Below are 20,772 nucleotides of genomic sequence, written 5' to 3' on the forward strand. Positions count from 1 at the left end.
AAGCGATTGGTTACGTGGCCCCCGGCGTCCGTCGAGTTGCGCGACCGCCGGGTCTAGGTTCTGTCCGGTCCCTCGGCGAGCGGGCTGAGCGCCCGGGAGGTCAGCCGGTCCTCGACGGCCTGCCAGGGAAAGAGCATCCGGTCGGGTATCAGCGAGGGGTAGACACCCGTCTGGGGGCCGAGCCTGGCCAGGTCCGCGCGGGCCGCGTCGAAGTAGGCGCGGTTGCGCTCGCCAGGCAGCCCCTGGGCGAACCCCGCGGCCGACACCAGGGTGAGCGCCACGTAGGCGCACGCGGCGGGGAGGACGAACGGCGAGACCGCCCGCGGCACCGCGCCGTTCCCGGGTGAGTCCCGCCCCGGGGGCCCGGTCTTCCGCCACGGCATCAGGGCCAGGGCCAGGCAGACGGCGAGCACCGGCGTCGCATCGGCGATGTAGCGGCTCTCGAAGGCGTGCTGCACCGACCCCGACCGGCTGAACATGATCAGCAGTGCGTCCGCGACCAGCAGGTAGCCCGCGGCCAGCGCCCAGGCACCGGCCGCCTCGGGACGCCTGCGGCAGGTGCCCGCGACGACGGCCGCCAGGACCAGCCAGGCCACGATGACCTCGACGGCCCGGTGGGCGACCAGCGGGCCCGCCGTGGTCTCCGCCCCCCAGCTCAGCGGGCCGCCCACGAGCAGTGTCGGCACCGTGCCACCGAGGAAGTTCCCGATGTACTTCGCAGCCGTGTAGAACTCGGGAAGCGCGAACCCCTGACCACCGCCCCGTCCCGAGGCCAGCAGGTAACCGGTCAGATAGGCGCCGCCCAGCACCAGGTAGGCCGACCAGAGTGCCCAGTGCCTGCGCACCGCCCCGACCACGCCGTGCTCGCCTGCCAGCAGCAGCACCGTGAACAGCAGCAGCACCGGCGGGATGAGCACCGCCTTCTCGAAGAAGAGCAGCCCGGCGCACGTCCAGGCGATCCCGGCGAGCGCGTGTCCGGCGCGGCCGGTACGGATCAGCAGCAGCTGGGAGCGGATCGCCATGATCATGGCGATCTGCAGTGGCAGGATGTTGAGCGCCGCCGCGAACCAGGTGCCGGCCTGGAAGTTGGCGGGTGCGAACAGAAAGAGGGTGAACGGGACGAGGATGAGCGGCCTGGCACCGCAGATCAGGCGCAGCAACCGGTAGAGCGCCAGGGCCACACCCGCGTACAGCGCCATGATCACGATCGAGACCAGGCCCCAGTCGTAGGCGGAGATCGCCGTCAGGGCCCGGACCAGGGCGAGGGCGCCCGGCATCAGATGGCCGATGTGCACCCGGAACAGGTGGTCCCAGCCGAGGGGCTCGGCCAGCGCCCTGCCGACGAAGACGATGTCGTCCTCGGCGAAATAGGAACGGCTGAGCAGCCACCCCTTGACCGCGAGCCCCGAGAGCAGCAGGAGCAGCGCCGCGACCGTGAGCCCGTGCCGCCGCGCGAACGGACTGTGCACCCAGCCGGGCAGCCGCAGCTCCACCTCCACCTGGCCGCCGCTCATCCGCGTTCACGCTCCGGTCCGGCACCGGCGGCCTTGGGAGGCCACACCCGCTCCATGAAGACATCGGCGGGCTTGGGAGGCCATACCCGCTCCATGAAGACGTCGGCGGACCGAGCGGGTCCGGCGAGCTCAGCCGGCCCCGGCTGCCCCGGAGCCCGGGGAGGCCTACGGGGACGCAGGCCCCAGAGGACCAGCAGGAGTCCGGCGGCGAGGAAGACAGCGGGCAGCAGGTCACGGACGACGAGGACCCAGCGGGTGAAGGCGCGGACGTCGGAGACCCTGGCGTCGACGTCCTCCTCGGACATCACCAGGTCGGCCCTGAGACTCTCCTTGCGCTCGATGCCGTCGGGGGTGCGCAGGCCCTGGCGGTGCCGTTCCTCCACCTTCACGGTCAGGCCACTCTCCGGCTCGACCCAGAGCGTGCGGGTCACCTGGGCGTAGCGGGAGACGCCGATGGCCCGCCAGGCGGGCAGTCCCAGTACCTTGCCGGGGAACTGCTCGGGGAAGTCCTCGATCTTCACCGGGCCGGCCGTGTAGGTGTAACGGTAGGTCCGCAGACCGTTGATCTGTTCCTGGCGCTCGTAGCGGAGCGGGACGGCCAGCCGGAGCGTCGTGTCGTACATCGGGTACGAGCGCGGCTCGGCGCGGAACGGCAGGCGGAAGGCCAGGCCCGACTGCCGGGCCTCGGGGTCCTCGTCGACATAGCTCTCGCAGCAGTCGACGGCCATCCCGGTACGGCGGTCGAAGGCGGTCCGACGCTCGTGGTAGTCGATCCTGTCCCCGGTGGCGGTCGTCAGCGAGGTGAACTCCACCCACACCGCCGTGTCGGCGGTCCCGGCTCCCGCGTCCCCGCTCAACGTCGTGGTGGACACCAGCGGGACACCGGTGTGCGAGGTCAGCGTGCCGGTGTCGAAGTAGTCGGCGGCCGGCGCGACCATCCGGTAGGTCCTGCCCTGCTCCAGCGGCAGGACCAGCACGCTCTCGTAGACGTAGAAGCGGAGCAGCGCGGCGAGCGTGAGCAGGAAGGCGCCCGCGCCCGCGAACACCGTCCGGGGGATGCCGGCCCGGGTCACCGGCCCACCACCACCGATTCGGACTCGGGTTCGGGCCGCCGGGCCGTCCCGCGGCGCGACGGCGCGGGCGCCTCGGCCGCAGCGCGATCGGGAAGCCAGGCCGTCAGCCAGGCGAGCGCCAGCAGGCAGAGCACCTGCGGCACCGCACCGGTCAGCGGCCCGGTGAGCACCTCGGTCGCGTCGACCCCGCCGTACCGGGTGCCGACGGCGAGCGCGAGACCGGCCAGGCCGGTCGGCACGACCAGTGCCCAGGGCGTGGCCATCGCGCCCGCCAGGCCGGGGAGCACGCCGAGACGGGCGTGCCTGGCCTGGGCCACCGCCCCCAGCCAGGCGAACAGGAGCGCCGCCCCGGTGACGATCGCGACGCCCGCGAAGCCCCCGGTCCACAGGCCGAGAAGCGGGACGAACGGCCAGACCCAGAGCGCCCTGATCGCGACGGGCCCCGCCCCCGGCGACCGGGCAGGCCAGGCGGGACGGATGAGCGCCAGCGCCACCACCAGCAGCACCAGCGTCCAGCCGCCGACCAGCGCCGTGCGGTAGGCGGAGTCAGGCTCGTAGCGCATGGTCACGACGCCCTGGCCCGAAGGCAGTTCCCACGCCTGCCGCCAGCCGTCCAGCCTGACCGGCTTCAGTTGCCTGCCGTCGAGGTACGCCTGCCAGCCGACGTTGTGGTTCTCGTTGACCACCAGGTAGGAGGGGGCCGTGGTGGAGACCTGGACCCGGCGCTCCCCCTGCCCCCACCCCTGCACGGTGGCGGGCGTGGCCGTGACCGCGCCCTGGGCGCCGTCGTCGGACGTCCGCACCACCATCGACTCGATCCTGAAGGCGTCGCCGGGGGACGCGCTGATCCGCGCCTCCCCTGCGCCCAGTTCGACCGGCTCGCAGGTCCGGTAGCCGAGCGGGCGGCCGTTGACCACGTCGTCCAGCGTGCCGCTGACGATCTCGGTGGCCGCCGGGTTGCCGTTCACGGTGAGCGTGGGACCGTAGCCGCAGGGCAGCCTCAGCGGGAAGGACTCCAGCGAGCCGAGCGGTTTCACCCCCGGGATGGTGATCTCCGACACCTCGATCGACCGGGACGCCGGGGCGATGAAGCCGATCTCCAGGCGGTCGGCGCGGATCGGCGCGAAGGAGACGCGCCCGTCGGAGCCGACCCAGCCCTGCGCGGTACGGCCGCCGCCGCGCACGCTCACCTTGATCGGCGGCTGCCCCAGGAACGAGTCGGGGAAGAGGACCATGATCTGCGAGATCGTGGTCTTCTTGCCGAGCTTGACGGTCAGCGTCGGGTGGCGGTCGGTGGTCTGGGCGTACCAGGCCGTGTCCAGGTCGCCGTCCATGGCCGCGCGGCCGAGCACGGCCGGATGGTCGACCAGCGTGGAGGAGGCGCTCACCTGGGGGTAGACGCCCGGGATGGTGGTGAGCAGATGGGCGGAGGCGGGGTCGGTGAGCACCGTCCTGCCGGTGACGACGCGTTCCCCCGCGTCCCGGACCGTGAAGGTGCGGTCGAAGCCGGAGCCGTCCTCGCCGGTGATCTCCAGGGACGGCGAGCAGGTCCAGGTCGCCGAGCCGTGCATGCACGGCGACGCGGCCCCCTGGCGGGTCAGCAGCACCGTGCCCGGATCCCGCTCGCCGTCGGCGGGAACGACGATGCTGCGCGTCGCCCGCACGCCGGGAATCGCGACCTCGGTGATGCCGACCCGGGTGCCGACCCGCGACGCGGGCTCCGAGACCAGCTTGGTGACCCGGATCCGCAACCGGGAGGTCTTGCCGGCCGGCGGGTTCAGCAACTGCGGTTCCACCGAGTCCGCGACCGGCACCAGGCGCGTTCCCGCGTCGGTCTCCAGGGCGACCTCCGCCACGGCAGGTCCAAGCTTGCCCCTCTCGAACGCGACAGTGATCTTCGGCATGTCGATGGGCTCGACGAGGCGCACCTCCAGCCACTCCCCGACGGCTCCCCTCCAGCCGTCGGAGCGCCATCCGGTGCGCGGGTCGGCGTCGAGCGCCGCGTACGGCTGCCGCCCGGGGTCGCGCCGGTCGGCGGCCCCGACCCGCGACTCGGCGGAGGAGGCCCGCACGTCAAGGATGCTGGAGTAGCGGGCGGTCGCGGTGGCGGCGGTCCAGGCGGGGTCGGTGAGGTCGCTCTCCCTGCCACGTTCCAGCGGCTGGTCCTCGGTGAGCGTGGCGGTGCCGATCCGGCGCAGGTCGCCGAAGATGATCTCGCGGCGGCGCAGCGTGTCGGTCATCACGGTGTGCTCTGGGGACGTCGCGCCCGCGCCCGGCTCGTTGCCGACCACCATGGGCCGGTCGTCGTCGAGCAGGCCCTCCTCGGCGAGGGCCAGCGCCGCCTCCGGGGCCCCGGTCACCCTGAGGGTCCCCTCACGGGGCACCGTGGCGACAAGCGGCGCGGGGTCGGGGACCGCGTAGACTTCCAGCGCCTGGTAGGGCTGCTCGAACCAGCCCGCGGCCGTCGTACTGGCCCTGGTCCCGAGCTCCGGGCCGAAGGCGGCGACCCGTTCCAGGCCGGTGGACTCGGCGATGGTCTCGTGCACCCGCGCGGGCCAGGCGGTGCCCAGGCTCTCCCTGGCCAGGTCGTTGCGGACGAGCAGGTGGCTGACCCCCATCCGGCGCAGCGCCGAGGTGAGTCCCGGCGAGCCCCGGCCGGTGGCGAAGCGCTCGTCCACCGCCTGGATCAGCCTGGCCAGCCCCGGCGACCCCCAGGGGACGTTGGTGTGGGTGGCCCAGCGCACGGTCAGCAGCGACTGCATGGGCTCGTCCATCGGACGGCCCCACAGGTACTCGCCCCGGCGCGATCCGGGGGCGGCCAGCACCATGCCGTCCCCGGCGTTCCGGTTCAGCCAGGTCGCGGCCTCCCGCCAGTAGGCGGGCACGTCCTCGAACGCGCCGGCCGGGGTCGTGCCCGCGGTGGCGACGGGCGACGCGCCGAGTGCGACGAGGACCGCGGACGCCGCGAGGACGGGCCTGCGCCACCGCACCGGACCGGCCAGTGGCAGGGCGGCCAGGCCGAGGGCGAGCGGGAGCCGCAGTAGCGCGTCGAACTTGTGCAGGTTGCGGAAGGGCGCGAGGGGACCGTCCAGCAGCGCCCTCACCTGCTCGGTCCACGGGTGGGCGAGCACGTCGGCGTGGCCGGCGGAGACGATCACGACCCCGGCCAGCAGGCTGATCGCGAGGAATCCCCGCTCCGGGGTGGCGCGGGCGGTGATCCCGGCCAGGCCGAGCCCGGCGACCAGCGCGGTCAGCACGATCATCACGGGTCCCGTCGCCTGCTCGAACGCCGCGGGCAGGAACGCCGCCCCGTCGACCGGCAGGAACGCGATCCAGCCCGAGGTGCCGCGCAGGACGTTGATCAGCGAGGTGATGTACGTGGTGGCGTCGGCGGTCTCGATGAAGGGCAGGAAGGAGAAGATGTAGCGGCCCATCACCAGCAGGGGTAGCAGCCACCACATCGACACCGCGCCCACACAGCCCAGCCACCACAGCAGCAGGTGCCTCCGGCGAGGGCCGCGCTCACGGGTCAGCAGGTACAGCAACGGCACGACCAGCACGGCGAGCACGGCCACGGCGTTGATCCCGCCGGCGAACAGGAAGGCCAGCGCCGACAGGGCCGCCGCCCTGCGTGGGCTCGCCCGCTGTCTGGCACCGTGCACGAGCGGCAGCAGGATCCAGGGCAGCACCGCGCTCGGCTGGAACTCCGAGGAGTTGACCCCGATCAGCGTGACGGCGTGCGGCGCCAGGGCGTAGGCGAGCCCGGCCAGTACGCGGGTGGCGGGGGTGCCGATGTCCATCGCGCGGGCCACCCGCTCGACGCCGACGAACGCGGCGCACAGCACCAGGGTCATCCACAGGCGCTGGATGTTCCAGGGGGGCATGTCCAGCGCCTCGAAGAGGACGTAGAACGGGCCCATCGGGAACAGGTAGCCGTGCGCCTGGTTCTGCAGGTGACCGAAGAACGCGCCGTCCCACAGGTGCATCGCCCGGGCGAGGAAGCCGAGGGGGTTGAGCGCCATGTCGAGCTTGGTCTCGGAGATGACCTGGCCGGGCGAGGTGTTGAACGCGATGGCCCCGAGCAGGAGGCAGCCGGCCAGCAGGTGCAACCGGTGTCGAAGCCGGGCGGGCCCGGTGTCCGTGCTGTCAGGGGTCAATGCGGTGCTCAAATGGGGTCGGTCTCACCCATGGCGAGATGGAGGTCGGGGGTCCTGACCGGCGAGCTCACAGCGCTCACGGGCTGCTGTCGACGGGCGGCTACGGCGAGCTCTGTGGCGATAAGTCTGGTTATAGTAGCGCCAGTTCTTCCCCAGGTGAACTCGCCTGCCCAGGTCCGGCAGGCCTGCTGGATCGCCGCGCGCCGCACGGGGTCGGTCAGTTCCCCGATCGCCCGGTCCACCGCGTCCGCGAGCGTCTCGTCGTCCCGGACCAGCCAGCCGGTCACCCCGTCCTTGATCGAGTCGCGCAGCCCGGCGACGTCGTAGGCGACCGTGGGCACGCCGAAGGCGGCCGCCTCGATCACGGTGAGCCCCCAGCCCTCGAACTCCGAGGCGGTCACGTTCAGCAGGGCCGAGCCGAGCACCGCGTTCTTGCCCGGCTCGCTGAGGAATCCGTGCAGGTGTACGCGGTCGGCGATGCCCAGGTCGGCCGCCACCGCCGCGAGGGCGTCGGACTCGGGCCCGCGGCCCACCACGTGTACCCGCAGCCCCGGACGGCTCTCGGCCAGCTCGGCCGCCAGGCCGACGACGCGGTCGACCCGCTTGTGGCCGACCAACCGGCCCAGGTAGACCACGGCGGGGTCGCCGGGCAGGGGATGCCGCGCGACCGAGCGGGCCACCGGGCTGCCGTTGGGGACGACCTGGATCGGGGCCAGCCAGCGCAGCCTGGCACGGAGGTCCGTCCTGGAGGACTCGGAAACCGTGATCGTGGTGCGGCGGCGGTAGAGCAGCCGGGCCACCGGCCCCTCGATGAAGCAGCCGATCCTGGCCAGCCAGGAGGGCAGGAAGGCGTGGAACTGCCGGTCGTGCACGTGATGCACCAGGCAGATCACCGTGGTGCGGCGCCGTACCACGAGGGGGGAGAAGAACGGGATGCCGTTCATCGAGTCGATGACCACGTCGAAGCGGCGGCGGTGCAGCAACAGCCAGAGCGGCACGAGCAGGTAGACGAGGTAGCGGTTGCCCATCCTGCGCAGCTCGACGCCGTTGCGCCGCTCGGCCCTGGTCTGGCCGGGCTCACGGCCGGTCACGAAGTGGACCAGGGCCCCCTGGGCGATCAGGTAGCGGCTGACCTGCCAGGCGTACTCCTCGGCGCCGCCGGCCGCCGACTGCTGTGGCTCGCGAAAGTTCAGCACCGCCACCCGAACCCCGTGCAGGGACGCCTCGGGGGTCTCGGTGACCTCCACGCTCAGGTTGGGCCACGACGGGTTGAACAGACGGGATCCGGCGTTCACGTTCCCGCCGGAAAAGGCCACGGTGTCGGCCACACTGTCTCCTCGGTCCTCTACGGCGACGCGCGCCCGACTCGGGGCACGGCGGAGCCACGCTCCGTACTGTCCATTGGTGTTCAGCCTGAGCGGCTGGGAGAAAACCGCGTCCGAGGGGCCCTTGTCCGGCCCCTCGGATCACCTGTCGCCGTAGTTGTACAGGGGCCGGTTGGGCGGCTCCGGTGTGGGGGCGGCCACGTTCACCACTGCCACGGAGGCACCCACCGCAAGCACCGTGCCGACGGCCAAGGCTGCGATCACTCGTAACACTGAGCTCTCCCTCCAGAATTCGGACAGTGTGCCGAGAGTAGAACGTGATTCATCTCATAAGCCATAGCTTTGGTGAAAATGTGACAAATAAAGTTACCCCCGGGTAGTGCGGAGGTCCGGGGATACGCCCAGCTCAGGAAGGTGCGTCAAGGCGCAGCAACCGGAGTTCGGGCCCGTGGAAGACGGTCGCGGAACCGCGGAACGGATCGTCGCCACCCGGGATTTGGAACGGGTTGTCACTCCCATGAATAAGAACATAACGGACATTCAGTCCTGATAGTGCCGCCAACCGCCCACCCGGCTCGACGGCCAGCGCCGCCTCCACCTCGGCGGAAGCCGGATCCTCCGCCGCGACCCGCAGTCTGCCTCCGCCGGGCAGCCCCACCAGCAGCGCGTCGTTCCAGAGCACCCGGCGCCGGAACATCTTGGTCGCGGGGTCGAGGATCACCCGATCGCCGTTCCAGCCGAACGCCCGGTGCGCCCCCCAGGGCAGCGAGAGCAACGCCCCCGGCGCGGGATCGGCGTTCACGATCGCCTGGACCTTTCGCCACTCGTCCGGGTAGTCCACCGCCGACAGCCTGCCGAACGCACCGAGGGCGAAGGTGGGCAGGACCAGGACCGGGGTGGCCACCGCGACGGCCACGACGGCACGCGAGTTCCAGCGCGCGACGACCGCGGCCAGGCCCACCGCCTGCAGCAGGACGAACGGGGCGAGGTACAGCTGCCCGTCACGGAGCGGCCCGAACCCGGGCCACCAGCCGATCAGGCCGCCCAGCACGCCGGGGGCGAAGGCCCCCACCAGCGCCACCGCCAGCCCGGCCACCGCCGCCACCGCCAGCCCCGCCCGGTACGGCTCCGCCGCCCCGGCGCCGTGGCGCGCCGGCGAGCCCGGCAGGCGAGCGAACCCCCAGACGGCGACCGCGGCGAGCAGCAGCCGTACGATCGCCGACCACCAGGTCTCCTGGCCGGGCAGGACGGCATGGGCGTTCCAGATCCCGCCCAGCGAGAGCAGGCTGCCGACCGTACCCAGTGGGCCGTCGGCCCTGGCCGCGAACGCCCAGGCCCCGGCCGGATCGGTCACGGCCCGGCTGCTCAGGGCGGGCACCAGCCAGGGCAGGCTCAGCACCGCCATGACCAGCGTGACCTCCAGCACCCGCCGGCCCCGCACCCTCCTGGCGGGCGTCGCGGGCCTTCCATCGGCTGCCGCCGGCCCTGCCGCCGGCCCTGTCACCGATGCTGTCACCGGCCCTGTCACCGGCGCTGTCGCCGCCGTCGCGAGCAGGGCGGGCGCGGCGACCAGCATCGCCTGGAATCCGCCCACCGCCGCCGGGAGCAGCGCGGCGACCAGCCGCGACCGCCCGCCGAGCGCCACCGCGCGCACCGCCCAGGGCAGTCCCGCGACTCCCAGCAGCAGTGCCCACTGGCCGAGCAGCAGCCGCTGGGCGAGGTAGGCGTTCCAGCTGTAGAAGGCCGCCGCCGCCAGGCGGGGCCCCAGCCGCCGGGAGGGCGCCAGCGCGGCCGCGCCGGACGCGGCCAGCACGAAGACCCCCAGCAGCATGACCTTCTGGACCACCTGTTCGGGGACGACCCAGGAGAGGAGCGCGACCACCAGGTCACTGGGCACCGCCCGGGGAAACCCCTCCCCGGGCAGCACCGGCGGCGGGTCGGGCACGAACACCATGTCGTACCTGAGCACGAATCCCGGTCCCAGAGCGGGACCGAGAGCGAGCAGCCCGAACAGCAGGCCGAGCAGGGCAGGCGCGAACCGCTTCGCCGTCTCGCCCCACTCGCCGCCCATGCTGACCGACTTTATGTGCTTGCTCCGGATATACGCGCATATATCCGGAGCTGTGGACTACTTACCCGGCTCGGGATCGCGGGGCAGGCCGAGCATGCGCTCGCCGATGATGTTGAGCTGCACCTCGGTGGTGCCGCCGTAGATCGTCATGGCGCGGGTGGCGAGCACGGCGCGGTTCCAGTAACCGGCGTCGCCGAGCTTCATGTCGGCGGCGACGACGGCCGAGGGGCCGAGCAGCGAGACCGCGCACTCCGAGACGTGCTGGGCGTGCGAGGTGGACAGCAGCTTGCGGACCGAGGCGTCGGCACCGGGCTCGGCGCCGGTCAGCTGCTTCAGGGTCACCCGCAGGCCGAGGGCGGCGATCGAGTGCCCCTCACAGACGACCCGTGCCACCTCCTGGCGCTCGGCGGCGGTCAGCTCCCGGCCGAGGCGCCCGGCCAGGCCGAGCAGGTCCGGAACGGACGCGCCGGTGCCGCCCGAGCCCCCCGAGAGCGAGACCCGCTCGTTGGACAGGGTGTTCCTGGCGACCTTCCAGCCCTGGCCCACCTCGCCGACGACCAGCTCGTCCGGGACGAACACGTCGTCGAGGAAGACCTCGTTGAACAGGTTCTCGCCGGTCATCTCGGTGAGCGGCCTGACGGTGACGCCGGCCCCCTTCATGTCGACGAGGAAGTAGGTGATGCCCTCGTGCTTGGAACCCTCCGAGGAGTTGCGGGCGATGCAGATGCCCCACTCGGCGACGTGCGCCACCGAGGTCCAGATCTTCTGGCCGTTGAGCCGCCAGCCGCCCTCGACCTTCTCGGCCTTCATCTGCAGGGAGGCGAGGTCGGAGCCGGCGCCGGGCTCGGAGAAGAGCTGGCACCAGATCATCTCGCCGCTCAGCGTGGGCGGCAGGAAGCGCTCCTGCTGCTCGGGGGTGCCGTACGCGGCGATCGACGGCACCACCCAGGCACCGATGATCATCTGGGGCAGCCTGACCCCGGCGGCCTTGAGCTCCTGGAAGATGAGAACCTGCTCCAGCGGCTTGGCGTCGCGGCCCCACGGCCTGGGCAGGTGCGGCATGACGTAGCCGGCCTCGGCCAACGCCCGCTTCTGCTCCTTGCCCTCCAGCGCGGCGAAGGCGGCGACCTCGGCCCGGATGCTCTCGCGCAGCTCGGCGGCCTCCTCGGGCAGCTCGATCTCCAGCTCCCTGCTCACCCCGTTCAGCGCCAGATCGGCGACCACCTCGGCCCACTCCACCGAGGAGCCGAGCAGGGCGCGCAGGGTCAGCGCGCGGCGGTAGTACAGATGGGCGTCGTGCTCGTAGGTGTAGCCGATGCCGCCGAAGATCTGCACGGCGTCCTTGGCGCAGAGCACGGCCGCGTCGGGGGCGACCACGCCCGCGATCGCGGTGGCGTAGGCCAGCTCGTCCGCCGGGACGTCGCCGCCGTCCGCGGCGCGGGCGGCGTCCCACACCGTCGCGCGGGCCTGCTCCAGGGCGACGAGCATCCGGGCGGCCTTGTGCTTGACCCCCTGGAACTGCCCGATCGGACGGCCGAACTGCACGCGGACCTTGGCGTACTCCGCGGCCGCGGTCACGCACCACGAGGCGACGCCCGCTGCCTCGGCCCCGAGCAGGATCACTGCCAGGTTGTGGACCGCGGAGGCCTGCAGCCCGTCGAGAACCCGCCCGGCCGGTACGGTGACCGCGTCCAGCTCGACCTTCGCCACGCCCCGGGTGAGGTCGAGCGAGCCGACCGGCGTCACGGTCGCCGCGGAGGCGTCCACCGCGACCCACTCCTCGCCGCGGTCCGTGCTCACCGGGAGCACCAGGACATCGGCCAGCGCGCCGCCCAGCACCAGATCCACGGTGCCACCGATCGTCAGGGCGCCGTCCTCACCTCGGGTACCGGTGATCGAGGAGAACGGCGCGACCGCACCGGTCAGCGTGCCGTCGGCGAGGCCGGGCAGCAGCTCGCCGTGCGCCTTGCCGTCGGAGGCGAGGATCGCGGCGCTGGCGAGCACCGTGGGAACGTAGGGCCCGGGGGCGACGCGCTCGCCGAGGGCCTCGACGGCGACGGCGGTCTCCAGCAGGCCGTAGCCGCTGCCGCCGTGCTCCTCGGGGATGTGCAGGCCGAGCAGGCCCTGGTCGGCCAGTCCCGGCCAGAAGCCGGGGCGCTCCTCACCCTCGGCCGCGATGACGGCACGCACGACCTCGGACGGGATGTTGCGCTCCGCCCACCCGGTCACCGATTCCCGGAGCGCCTCGTGCTCCTCGCTCAATCCGATCGCCATGACAGCCTCCAGACGCGATTCAATGACAGAACCATATTCTAGAAGGTGCTTCCATCACAACGCGCGAACCCTCTTCCCCGGGTACGCCGGCCCCCTTGCCGTCGCAGCCCACCGGTGACCGCGGAGGGCCCGGCTCGCGCCGAACGGGCATGGCCGCAGGAGTGCGTCAGAGGCGGAGGGCCCGGCTCGCGCCGAACGGGCATGGCCGCAGGAGTGCGTCAGAGAGCGCGGACGCTCGCCACCACGGGGGCGATGTCGGCCCAGAGCCGCTTGCGCGTGTCGGGCACGGTCACGAAGAGCACCGAGGGCTTGCGGCGGCCGATGTCGATCACCGCGAGCGCCGCCTGGGAGGAACGCTCCTTGCCCTTGACCTCGTAGGTCACCCGGTAGGCGAGCACCCACCCCTTGCCGGTGGCCAGGCGCTGCGAGGCGGTCCAGGTGACCTTGCCTCCCTCGGGGTGGTGGTTGCGGATCGTCCACTTCACCGCGCTCAACGCCGCCTTGCGGTAGTCGGCGTCGCTCTTGAGCGGCTTGACCGGGGTGGCGCCGGGCAGGGGTCCCGAGGCGATGACCGTGCGCGGCAGCCCGGCCGAGCCGACCTGCTGGCCGGCGGAGAACGACGGCACGGCCTTGGCTGCCCACGGCTTGCCCAGGCTGGCATAGGTCACCGCGGATTTGGCATCGGTCACCGCGCCCAGCACCACGCTCGGCGTGCCCGGCAGCGCCTTCAGCGCCGTCGCGTCCGGCAGGGCGGGCAGCGTGATCGGAGACACGGTCGGCGAGGGCCGCACCGTGGGCGCCACGCCCTGGCGGACCCCCACCGGGTCCGAGGGCTCGTCGCCGGAGAAGAGCATGAAGATCAGAACCACGATGACGCCGGTGATGACGGCGGCACCCAGGCTGTAGGCGACCCGGATCGGGATGTCGCCGATCCGCATCAGCAGGCCGTCGGACTTCCGTCCCGCTCCGCTCGGCACGCCGGGCCGGACCCGCCCGGCCGGTTGACCCTGCGCACCCGGCTCGCCGAACACGCCGGGCCGCTGCGACGCACCGGGCCACCCCGTCGCGACGCCGCCGTCCGCCCTGCCTCCCGTGCCCGCCCGACCGGACGCACCCGTCTGACCGGAAGCGCCCGTCTGACCAGAAGCGCCCGTCCAACCGGAAGCACCTGTCTGACCGGACGTGCCCGTCTGACCGGAAGCACCGGCCCTGTCGGGACGCCAGGGGCCCGCGGAGCCGCCTATCTGCCTGACCGGGATCGTCCCGAGCCCACCGGACTCGCGCACCCGGTCGGTCTCCGCCCCCGGATCGTCCGCCCCGTCACCGGAAGTCGCGTCGGAACGGCCGGGATCGGGCGGCGGCGAGTGGGGGAACGATCCAGGCGGCGTTGGTCTGGAGACCAACACGGTCTCCTCACCGTCTCCGATGGGAAATCTTCTGGGCACCCGAGGGCTGATGACCGAACCGTCTTCAGCGGGAATGGCGGGAATGGGGGCCGTGGGCGCGTCATATGAGGGGATATATCTCTCGTTAGAGCGCCCGGAGGAGTTACCGCCAACGTCCGCCATACGCGTCAGGGTATGTCACCTGAGAAAGATTCGACGCATCGTCGTTTATTACGCTTCGGCCACGGGATGTGCATCAGCCCAGGTAATCGCCTTTCCCCTTCCATGAACAGAATGTCGTTCTGTATGGTCGCGGCCATGAGGGGCTTCTACGAGATCGCAACGGCCGATCCCGGACGTGTCGCCGTCGTCGCGGGCGACAGCGTGACCTACGGCGAGCTGCACGATCGGGTCAACCAGGTCTCGTACGGCCTTCTGGCGCGCGGTACCCGGCCCGGCGACACGGTCGTGACGGTCCTGTCCAACGGGATCGACGCGATCACGATGATGCTCGCGACATACCAGATCGGCGCCTATCACATCCCGGTGAACTGGCACTACACCGCCGAGGAGATCGGCTACATCATCACCGACTGCGCCGCGCGGGTGGTGGTCGGCTCCGAGCGGTACGGGCACGCCGTGCCGGGCGGGTTCGTGGAGGCCGGTGCCCTCGCCGAGGGGCAGCCGACCACCCCGCCCGAGGGACGCAGGGCCGGGTCGATGATGCTCTACACCTCGGGCACCACCGGCAGGCCCAAGGGCGTACGGCGGCGGCTGATCGAGTTGACCCCGGAAGGCCTCCACCCGATCCTGATGCGCAAGAGCTGGCGGCACTTCGGGCTCGAATCCGGCGGGGTGCACCTACTACTGTCGCAGCTCTACCACTCCGCGCCGTACGGGCAGACGATGATGGCCCTGCACTTCGGCCACACGGTGGTGGCGACCGAGCGGTTCGACGCCGCGGAGACACTGGCGCTCATCGAGCGGCACCGGGTGACCAACGCCTTCATGGTGCCGACCATGTTCCACCGGCTGCTGGCCCTGCCCACCTCCGTCAGAACAAAGCACGATTTATCATCGTTAACACGTCTCTTTCACGGCGCCGCCCCCTGCCCGCCCGCCACCAAGCAGGCGATGATCGACTGGCTCGGCCCCGTGCTGTGGGAGTACTACGGCTCGACCGAGGCCGCCGTGGTCACCATGGTCTCCTCGGCGGAGTGGCTCCAGCGGCCCGGGACGGTCGGCCGGGCCATCGACGGCATGGAGTTCACCGTCGTCGGCGACGACGGTGACGAGCTCCCGCCCGGCGAGCCGGGCCTGGTCTACATCGGCGGCATCAACCGCTTCGAGTACCACCAGGACCCGTCCAAGACCGCCTCGGCGATGCGCGGTCACCTCTACACCCCCGGCGACATCGGCTATCTGGACACCGACGGCTACCTGTTCCTCTGCGACCGGCGTACCGACCTGATCATCTCCGGCGGGGTCAACATCTATCCCGCCGAGATCGAGGCGGTGCTCCAGGAACACCCCTCGGTGGCGGACGTCGCCGTGATCGGCGTACCCGACCCCGAATGGGGCCAGCGCGTCGTCGCGCTGGTCCAGCCCTCGGCGGACGCCGTGCCCGGCGCGGACCTCACCGGCGAGTTGCTGGCCCACTGCGCGGCCCGGCTGGCACGCCTCAAGCACCCCCGGGTGATCGAATATCGCGACCGGCTGCCGCGCACCCCCACCGGCAAGCTCAGCCGCAGCGGCCTTCGCGAGACGTATCTTCCTGCCTGAGCTGGGAAGATACCCATGCATGGGACGATCAAAGACAGGCGTCGCGTTGCTTGCGACCGCCGTCATGACGCTCGCGGGCTGCGGTCAGGACATGAGTCTGCAACCCCCCGGGGCGGCCGGCTCCCCCAGCGTCTCAGCGAGCACCTCCCCCGGTGCCTCCGCGGGAGGCTCGCCCGGGGCCACACCGGCTCCCGGAAGCGGCCCCGGTTCCCTGGAGGCCGCCTACGAGCAGATCATCACCAAGGTGCTGCCGTCCATCGTGCAGATCACCACGGGGGAGAGCCTCGGCTCCGGGGTCGTGTACGACACCGCCGGGCACATCATCACCAACGCCCACGTGGTCGGGGGCAGCAAGCGGTTCGAGGTCACGCTCGCCACCGGGGGCACCCCTCGGACGGCCAGACTGATCAGCTCGTTCGAACTGGGCGACCTGGCCGTGATCAAGGTGGACGACCCGACCGGGCTGAAGCCCGCCGTCTTCGGCGACTCCGCAGGGCTGCGTGTCGGCCAGATCGTGCTGGCCATGGGAAACCCGCTGGGCCTGTCCGGCAGTGTCACCAGCGGGATCATCTCGGCGCTCGGCCGAACCGTCAACGAACCCTCGAACGAGACCTCGCCCGGGGCGACGATCAGCGGGGCCATCCAGACCTCCGCGCCGATCAATCCGGGCAACAGCGGCGGCGCCCTGGTCAACCTCGCGGGCGAGGTCATCGGCGTGCCGACCCTGACCGCCGTCAACCCCGAACTCGGCAACGCCCAGGCTGCGGGCATCGGCTTCGCGATCCCCTCCAACACCGTCAAGGACATCGCCACGCAGATCATCAGGGACGGCAAGGTCACCAACACCCACCGGGCCGCGCTCGGCGTCGTGGTACGGACCGTGATCGACATGAGCGGGGAGCCCGCGGGCGTCAGCGTCGTACGGGTGCTGAAGAACAGCGGCGCGCAGCGGGCGGGGCTCAAGGCCGGAGACCTGATCATCTCGATCGACGGCACGCCCACCCCGTCGACCCAGGACCTGTCGACGGTCCTGTCGTCCCTCAAGCCCGGCGAGGACGCGAAGGTCGAGATCCTGCGCCCCGACGGCTCAAGGACCACCCTCTCCGTTCCCCTTGAGGAGCTGCACGGGAGCTGAGCCAGGGCGGGACCGGGCTCAGCGGGACCGGGCTCAGTAGGGCAGGACGCGATCGCTGAAGGACTTGGCCACGAAGGGCGCCTTGAACTTGGGGAAGGCGATCGTCTTCACGTCGCCGTCGGAGGTGTAACGCTCGTCGGCGTTCGCCTTCAACCAGTCGAGCCAGGCCACGGAGCAGAACTTGGCGCAGTCGCCCGTCTTGTCCATCGAGCGGATGCGCGGGATGCCGAGCGGGTCGAACTTCTTGTTGAACGGCGACAGCGCGGGGGTGTAACCGGCGAGGAACACACCGCCGTAGTTGTAGGAGACGTCACCCGAGGAGCCCTTGAGGCCCCACTCCTTGGTGTCGGGCTGGTTGCCGTACGGCAGCGCCAGCGTGACCGGGGGCGTCTTGATCAGCCCGGTGATGAGCCGGTGGCCCGCCGCCACCTCCGCGTTCACCGCCTTCTTCTCCTTGCCCCGCAGGTTGAGGTGGTCGCGGGTGTGGTTGCCGATGTCGAAGCCCTTGTCGGTGAGCCAGAGGAGCATCTGCGCCCCCTCCTCGGGCGTCTGCTTGCCGAACATGTCGCGCGTGACATAGAACGTGCCGACCGGGCGGAAGCCGGGGTGGGCCTTGGCGACGCTCTGCAGGATCGCGACCGCGGTGTTCGGCCGGGGGACGCCCGTCCCGTCCAGCTCGAACTGCGAGGGTGAGGAGTCGTCGAAGGTGAGGACGACGGGGTGCTTGCCCGCCGGGATGTCGATGCGCCCGGTGACGAACTCGGCCGCGGTGACGGGCACGTAGTCCTCCCTGGCCAGCCGCTCCAGCTCGGTGCGGAACTGTTTGGGAGTGCGGTCGTCCTGGGTCGCGGGCTTGTCGACCACCCGGTGGTACATGAGAACGGGGACCTGACCGAGCTCGTTGGCTTTGACCTTGGCGGCGGCCGCCGTCCTGGTCTTGAGGAGGTTGGCCTGCGAGGCCGCCGCGGCGGCCGACGCCTTGGCCGCGGCGGCCAGCTTCGCCTTCTGCTCGTCGGCCTCATCCTGTCCCGATCCGCATCCGGCCAGCACGACTCCTGCCGCGACGACCACCACACCGGCCCTGCCTATTCTGAGACGGCCCATCGAATCCTCCAAGCGCGCTGACGATACGCTTCTCATCCCCCTCTGACCTGCGAGTTGACCTCCGCCACTGGCAAAGGTTCGCGCCGGAGCCACTTTCGGCGACATCGCGCGGGCCCTGCCCTTTCCGCGTCGCACCGGCCCCGCCCAGAAGGGCGCCCGCCGCGGGAAATCGAGTGGAAGCCGCGAGTGACAGGCGTCGTCCGGTATTTAGCGGTGTTACCGATGACTCATTTTGTTGACCATTATTCAATAATTCAGTCACGCTACCGTTGACCTCCCGCTATTTCGCACCTACCGTCCGGGCATCCGAGCGGGATCCGGACGGCATCGCGAGGAGGAGAGATGGCGGAGCGACTGAGGGGCCGTGGGCTTCTCGGCGAGATGGCGGCCGAGTTCACCGGCACCATGGTGCTGATCCTGTTCGGGGTGGCGGTGGTGGCCCAGGTCGTGGCGGCCGGGGTCGGTGACCATGACAGCATCGCCTGGGCATGGGGGCTCGGGGTGACGCTGGGCATCTACGTCTCGGCGCGCACCAGTGGCGCCCACATCAACCCCGCCGTCACCGTCGCGCTGGCCGCTTTCAAGGGCTTCTCCTGGCACAAGGTCCTGCCGTACTGCCTGGCGCAGACCGCGGGCGCGTTCGTGGCGGCGCTCATCGTCCGCTTCAACTACGGCGAGGTGCTGGAGAAGGCCGACCCCGGGCTCACCATCAAGACCCAGGGCGTCTTCTCGACCCTGCCGGGCAACGGGTCCCTGCCCGTCGGCACCTGGGGCGCCTTCCGCGACCAGGTGATCGGCACCGCCATCCTGCTCCTGCTCGTCTTCGCCCTCTCCGACGCGCGCAACACGGCGCCCATGGCCAACCTCGCCCCCTTCGTGATCGGCCTGGTGGTCGTGGCCATCGGCATGGCCTGGGGCAGCAACGCCGGCTACGCCATCAACCCCGCCCGCGACTTCGGACCGCGGCTCGCCTCGTTCCTGACCGGCTACGAGACCGCCTGGCAGGACCAGTACGGGCAGCTCTACTTCTGGGTGCCGATCGTGGCGCCCCTCATCGGGGGGCTGATCGGGGCGTTCCTCTACGAGATCCTGGTGGCCAGATTCCTTCCTTCCGAGGAGACCGGCCCCGAGGTGGGGCGCGTAACGCCCGAAGACCCGCGCCACCCCTGAACGGGCGCGCGGCGACCACGGGTAAGAACAGCAGCAGATCCCCGGAGAGTCTCACCAAGGAGGCACCACGCAATGCCTGACTTCGTCGGAGCGGTCGACCAGGGCACGACGAGCACCCGTTTCATGATCTTCGATCACGGCGGCAACGAGATAGCCCGGCACCAGCTCGAACACGAGCAGATCCTGCCGCGGGCGGGGTGGGTCGAGCACAACCCCACGGAGATCTGGGAGCGCACCAGGGCGGTGATCGAGACGGCGCTGAACAGGGCGGGTCTGGTCGCCGCCGACCTCGCCGCGCTCGGCATCACCAACCAGCGCGAGACCACGGTGGTCTGGAACCGGACCACCGGACGCCCGTACCACAACGCGATCGTCTGGCAGGACACCCGCACCGACCGGATCGCCTCGGCCCTGGACCGCGACGGCCGGGGCGACGTCATCCGCCACAGGGCGGGCCTCCCCCCTGCGACGTACTTCTCCGGCGGCAAGATCCAGTGGATCCTGGAGAACGTGGACGGGGTACGCGAGGCGGCCGAGGCCGGAGAGGCGATCTTCGGCAACACCGACACCTGGCTGCTGTGGAATCTCACCGGCGGTACCGACGGCGGCGTGCACGTCACCGACCCCACCAACGCCAGCCGCACGATGCTGATGGACCTGGAGACCCTCGACTGGGACGACGAGCTGCTGTCGTTCTTCGGCATCCCCCGCCGGATGCTGCCGGCCATCGCCCCCTCCTCCCACCCCGGTCTGTACGGCACCACCAGGAGGGGCGGCCCGCTGCGTGGCGAGGTCCCGCTCTCCGGTGACCTGGGCGACCAGCAGGCCGCCACCGTCGGACAGGTCTGCTTCGAGGTGGGCGAGGCCAAGAACACCTACGGCACCGGCAACTTCCTGCTGCTCAACACCGGCACCGATCTGGTCCGCTCGAAACACGGCCTGCTCACCACCGTCTGCTACCGCTTCGGTGAGGAGCCGCCGGTGTACGCGCTGGAGGGTTCCATAGCCGTGACCGGCTCCGCCGTGCAGTGGCTCCGCGACCAGCTCGGCATCATCTCGGGGGCAGCGCAGAGCGAGTCGCTCGCCCGGCAGGTCGAGGACAACGGCGGCGTCTACTTCGTGCCCGCCTTCTCCGGCCTCTTCGCGCCGTACTGGCGGTCGGACGCCCGGGGCGCGATCGTCGGCCTGTCGCGCTTCAACAACAACGCCCACCTCGCGCGGGCCACCCTGGAGGCGATCTGCTACCAGAGCCGCGACGTGGTCGAGGCGATGCGGCAGGACTCCGGCGTCACCCTCGACGTCCTGCGGGTCGACGGCGGCGTCACCGCCAACGACCTGTGCATGCAGATCCAGGCCGACCTGCTCGGCGTACCCGTCTCCAGGCCCGTGGTGGCCGAGACGACCGCGCTGGGGGCCGCCTACGCGGCGGGGCTGGCCGTCGGCTTCTGGAAGTCGAAGGACGAGCTCAAACAGAACTGGCAGGAGGGCCGCCGCTGGGAGCCGCAGTGGTCCGAGGAGCAGCGGGCCGTCGGCTACGCCGGCTGGAAGAAAGCAGTCGAACGCACCCTCAACTGGGTCGACGTGTCCTGAACGCCCCGCTTCGCACGCTCCGCCGCTTCGCATCGAGAGCTCGCTCACCATCTAGGCTCGGGAGAAGCACCACCGGGTGCGAAGGGAATCCCGGCGCACGAGTCCGCCACATCCGGCGGCCGCACCATGAACTCCACCACCCCGATCGGTACGTCCAGGCGTTCCAGCACCGCTCCCTGCTCGATGTGCAGC

The 20,772-nt window shown here is 71.3% G+C and carries 13 protein-coding genes; 4 read left to right on the forward strand and 9 right to left on the reverse strand.

The features are described 5' to 3' along the window. Window positions 1-53: 53 nt before the first annotated feature. The 8 genes from ABZ260_RS22495 to ABZ260_RS22530 all read right to left on the reverse strand — a co-directional run bounded on the left by ABZ260_RS22495 (window position 54) and on the right by ABZ260_RS22530 (window position 13,445). Entirely contained in the window at window positions 54-1,514 is a 1,461-nt protein-coding gene (locus tag ABZ260_RS22495) for a hypothetical protein (RefSeq protein WP_355620814.1), read from the reverse strand. Then, window positions 1,511-2,587 carry a DUF3068 domain-containing protein gene (locus tag ABZ260_RS22500; RefSeq protein ID WP_355620817.1) on the reverse strand — a complete coding sequence of 359 codons (1,077 nt, stop codon included), beginning with the start codon at window positions 2,585-2,587 and terminating at the stop codon, window positions 1,511-1,513. Before ABZ260_RS22500 ends, ABZ260_RS22495 begins: the two co-directional genes overlap by 4 nt. Next, window positions 2,584-6,756, reverse strand: coding sequence for an alpha-(1->3)-arabinofuranosyltransferase family protein (locus ABZ260_RS22505; RefSeq protein WP_355620820.1), 4,173 nt, complete (start codon window positions 6,754-6,756; stop codon window positions 2,584-2,586). Before ABZ260_RS22505 ends, ABZ260_RS22500 begins: the two co-directional genes overlap by 4 nt. Further along, window positions 6,753-8,072 carry a glycosyltransferase family 4 protein gene (locus ABZ260_RS22510; RefSeq protein ID WP_355620823.1) on the reverse strand — a complete coding sequence of 440 codons (1,320 nt, stop codon included), beginning with the start codon at window positions 8,070-8,072 and terminating at the stop codon, window positions 6,753-6,755. Before ABZ260_RS22510 ends, ABZ260_RS22505 begins: the two co-directional genes overlap by 4 nt. 138 nt (window positions 8,073-8,210) lie before the next feature. Further along, window positions 8,211-8,333, reverse strand: a complete 123-nt coding sequence (locus tag ABZ260_RS22515; RefSeq protein ID WP_350920967.1) for a hypothetical protein — start codon at window positions 8,331-8,333, stop codon at window positions 8,211-8,213. Window positions 8,334-8,475: 142 nt separating this feature from the next. Then, entirely contained in the window at window positions 8,476-10,140 is a 1,665-nt protein-coding gene (locus tag ABZ260_RS22520) for a hypothetical protein (protein WP_355620826.1), read from the reverse strand. Window positions 10,141-10,197: 57 nt separating this feature from the next. After that, window positions 10,198-12,414 carry an acyl-CoA dehydrogenase gene (locus ABZ260_RS22525; RefSeq protein WP_355620829.1) on the reverse strand — a complete coding sequence of 739 codons (2,217 nt, stop codon included), beginning with the start codon at window positions 12,412-12,414 and terminating at the stop codon, window positions 10,198-10,200. Window positions 12,415-12,632: 218 nt separating this feature from the next. Next, window positions 12,633-13,445 carry a hypothetical protein gene (locus ABZ260_RS22530; protein ID WP_355620832.1) on the reverse strand — a complete coding sequence of 271 codons (813 nt, stop codon included), beginning with the start codon at window positions 13,443-13,445 and terminating at the stop codon, window positions 12,633-12,635. A 672-nt stretch (window positions 13,446-14,117) separates the two neighbouring features. On the opposite strand from ABZ260_RS22530, the gene ABZ260_RS22535 reads away from it, so the two are divergent. Together ABZ260_RS22535 and ABZ260_RS22540 are read left to right on the forward strand one after the other, a co-directional pair. Continuing rightward, a complete protein-coding gene (locus ABZ260_RS22535) occupies window positions 14,118-15,581 on the forward strand; it encodes an AMP-binding protein (protein WP_355620835.1) in 1,464 nt (487 codons plus the stop codon). Between the two features lie 91 nt (window positions 15,582-15,672). Then, complete coding sequence (locus tag ABZ260_RS22540; protein ID WP_355620838.1) at window positions 15,673-16,716, forward strand: trypsin-like peptidase domain-containing protein; 1,044 nt, start codon at window positions 15,673-15,675, stop codon at window positions 16,714-16,716. 33 nt (window positions 16,717-16,749) lie between these two features. On the opposite strand, the gene ABZ260_RS22545 is transcribed toward ABZ260_RS22540, so the two are convergent. Beyond that, a complete protein-coding gene (locus ABZ260_RS22545) occupies window positions 16,750-17,820 on the reverse strand; it encodes a polysaccharide deacetylase family protein (protein WP_355552039.1) in 1,071 nt (356 codons plus the stop codon). 342 nt (window positions 17,821-18,162) lie between these two features. Between ABZ260_RS22545 and ABZ260_RS22550 the strand changes: the two genes are divergently transcribed. Continuing rightward, window positions 18,163-18,990, forward strand: coding sequence for an MIP/aquaporin family protein (locus ABZ260_RS22550; protein ID WP_355620841.1), 828 nt, complete (start codon window positions 18,163-18,165; stop codon window positions 18,988-18,990). A gap of 72 nt (window positions 18,991-19,062) precedes the next feature. Beyond that, window positions 19,063-20,580, forward strand: a complete 1,518-nt coding sequence (gene glpK, locus ABZ260_RS22555) for a glycerol kinase GlpK (protein ID WP_355620844.1) — start codon at window positions 19,063-19,065, stop codon at window positions 20,578-20,580. The last annotated feature ends 192 nt before the right edge of the window (window positions 20,581-20,772 follow it).

Origin of the sequence: Streptosporangium sp. NPDC006013, assembly GCF_040614275.1 — a bacterium.
In the GTDB taxonomy this organism is placed as follows: Bacteria; Actinomycetota; Actinomycetes; order Streptosporangiales; family Streptosporangiaceae; genus Streptosporangium.

Coding starts and splice junctions, on each gene's coding strand:
- ABZ260_RS22540 (WP_355620838.1), top strand. CDS start 15,673: ATGAGTCTGCAACCCCCCGGGGCGGCCGGCTCCCCCAGCGTCTCAGCG.
- ABZ260_RS22525 (WP_355620829.1), bottom strand. CDS start 12,414: ATGGCGATCGGATTGAGCGAGGAGCACGAGGCGCTCCGGGAATCGGTG.
- ABZ260_RS22550 (WP_355620841.1), top strand. CDS start 18,163: ATGGCGGAGCGACTGAGGGGCCGTGGGCTTCTCGGCGAGATGGCGGCC.
- ABZ260_RS22495 (WP_355620814.1), bottom strand. CDS start 1,514: ATGAGCGGCGGCCAGGTGGAGGTGGAGCTGCGGCTGCCCGGCTGGGTG.
- glpK (WP_355620844.1), top strand. CDS start 19,063: ATGCCTGACTTCGTCGGAGCGGTCGACCAGGGCACGACGAGCACCCGT.
- ABZ260_RS22545 (WP_355552039.1), bottom strand. CDS start 17,820: ATGGGCCGTCTCAGAATAGGCAGGGCCGGTGTGGTGGTCGTCGCGGCA.
- ABZ260_RS22535 (WP_355620835.1), top strand. CDS start 14,118: ATGAGGGGCTTCTACGAGATCGCAACGGCCGATCCCGGACGTGTCGCC.
- ABZ260_RS22520 (WP_355620826.1), bottom strand. CDS start 10,140: ATGGGCGGCGAGTGGGGCGAGACGGCGAAGCGGTTCGCGCCTGCCCTG.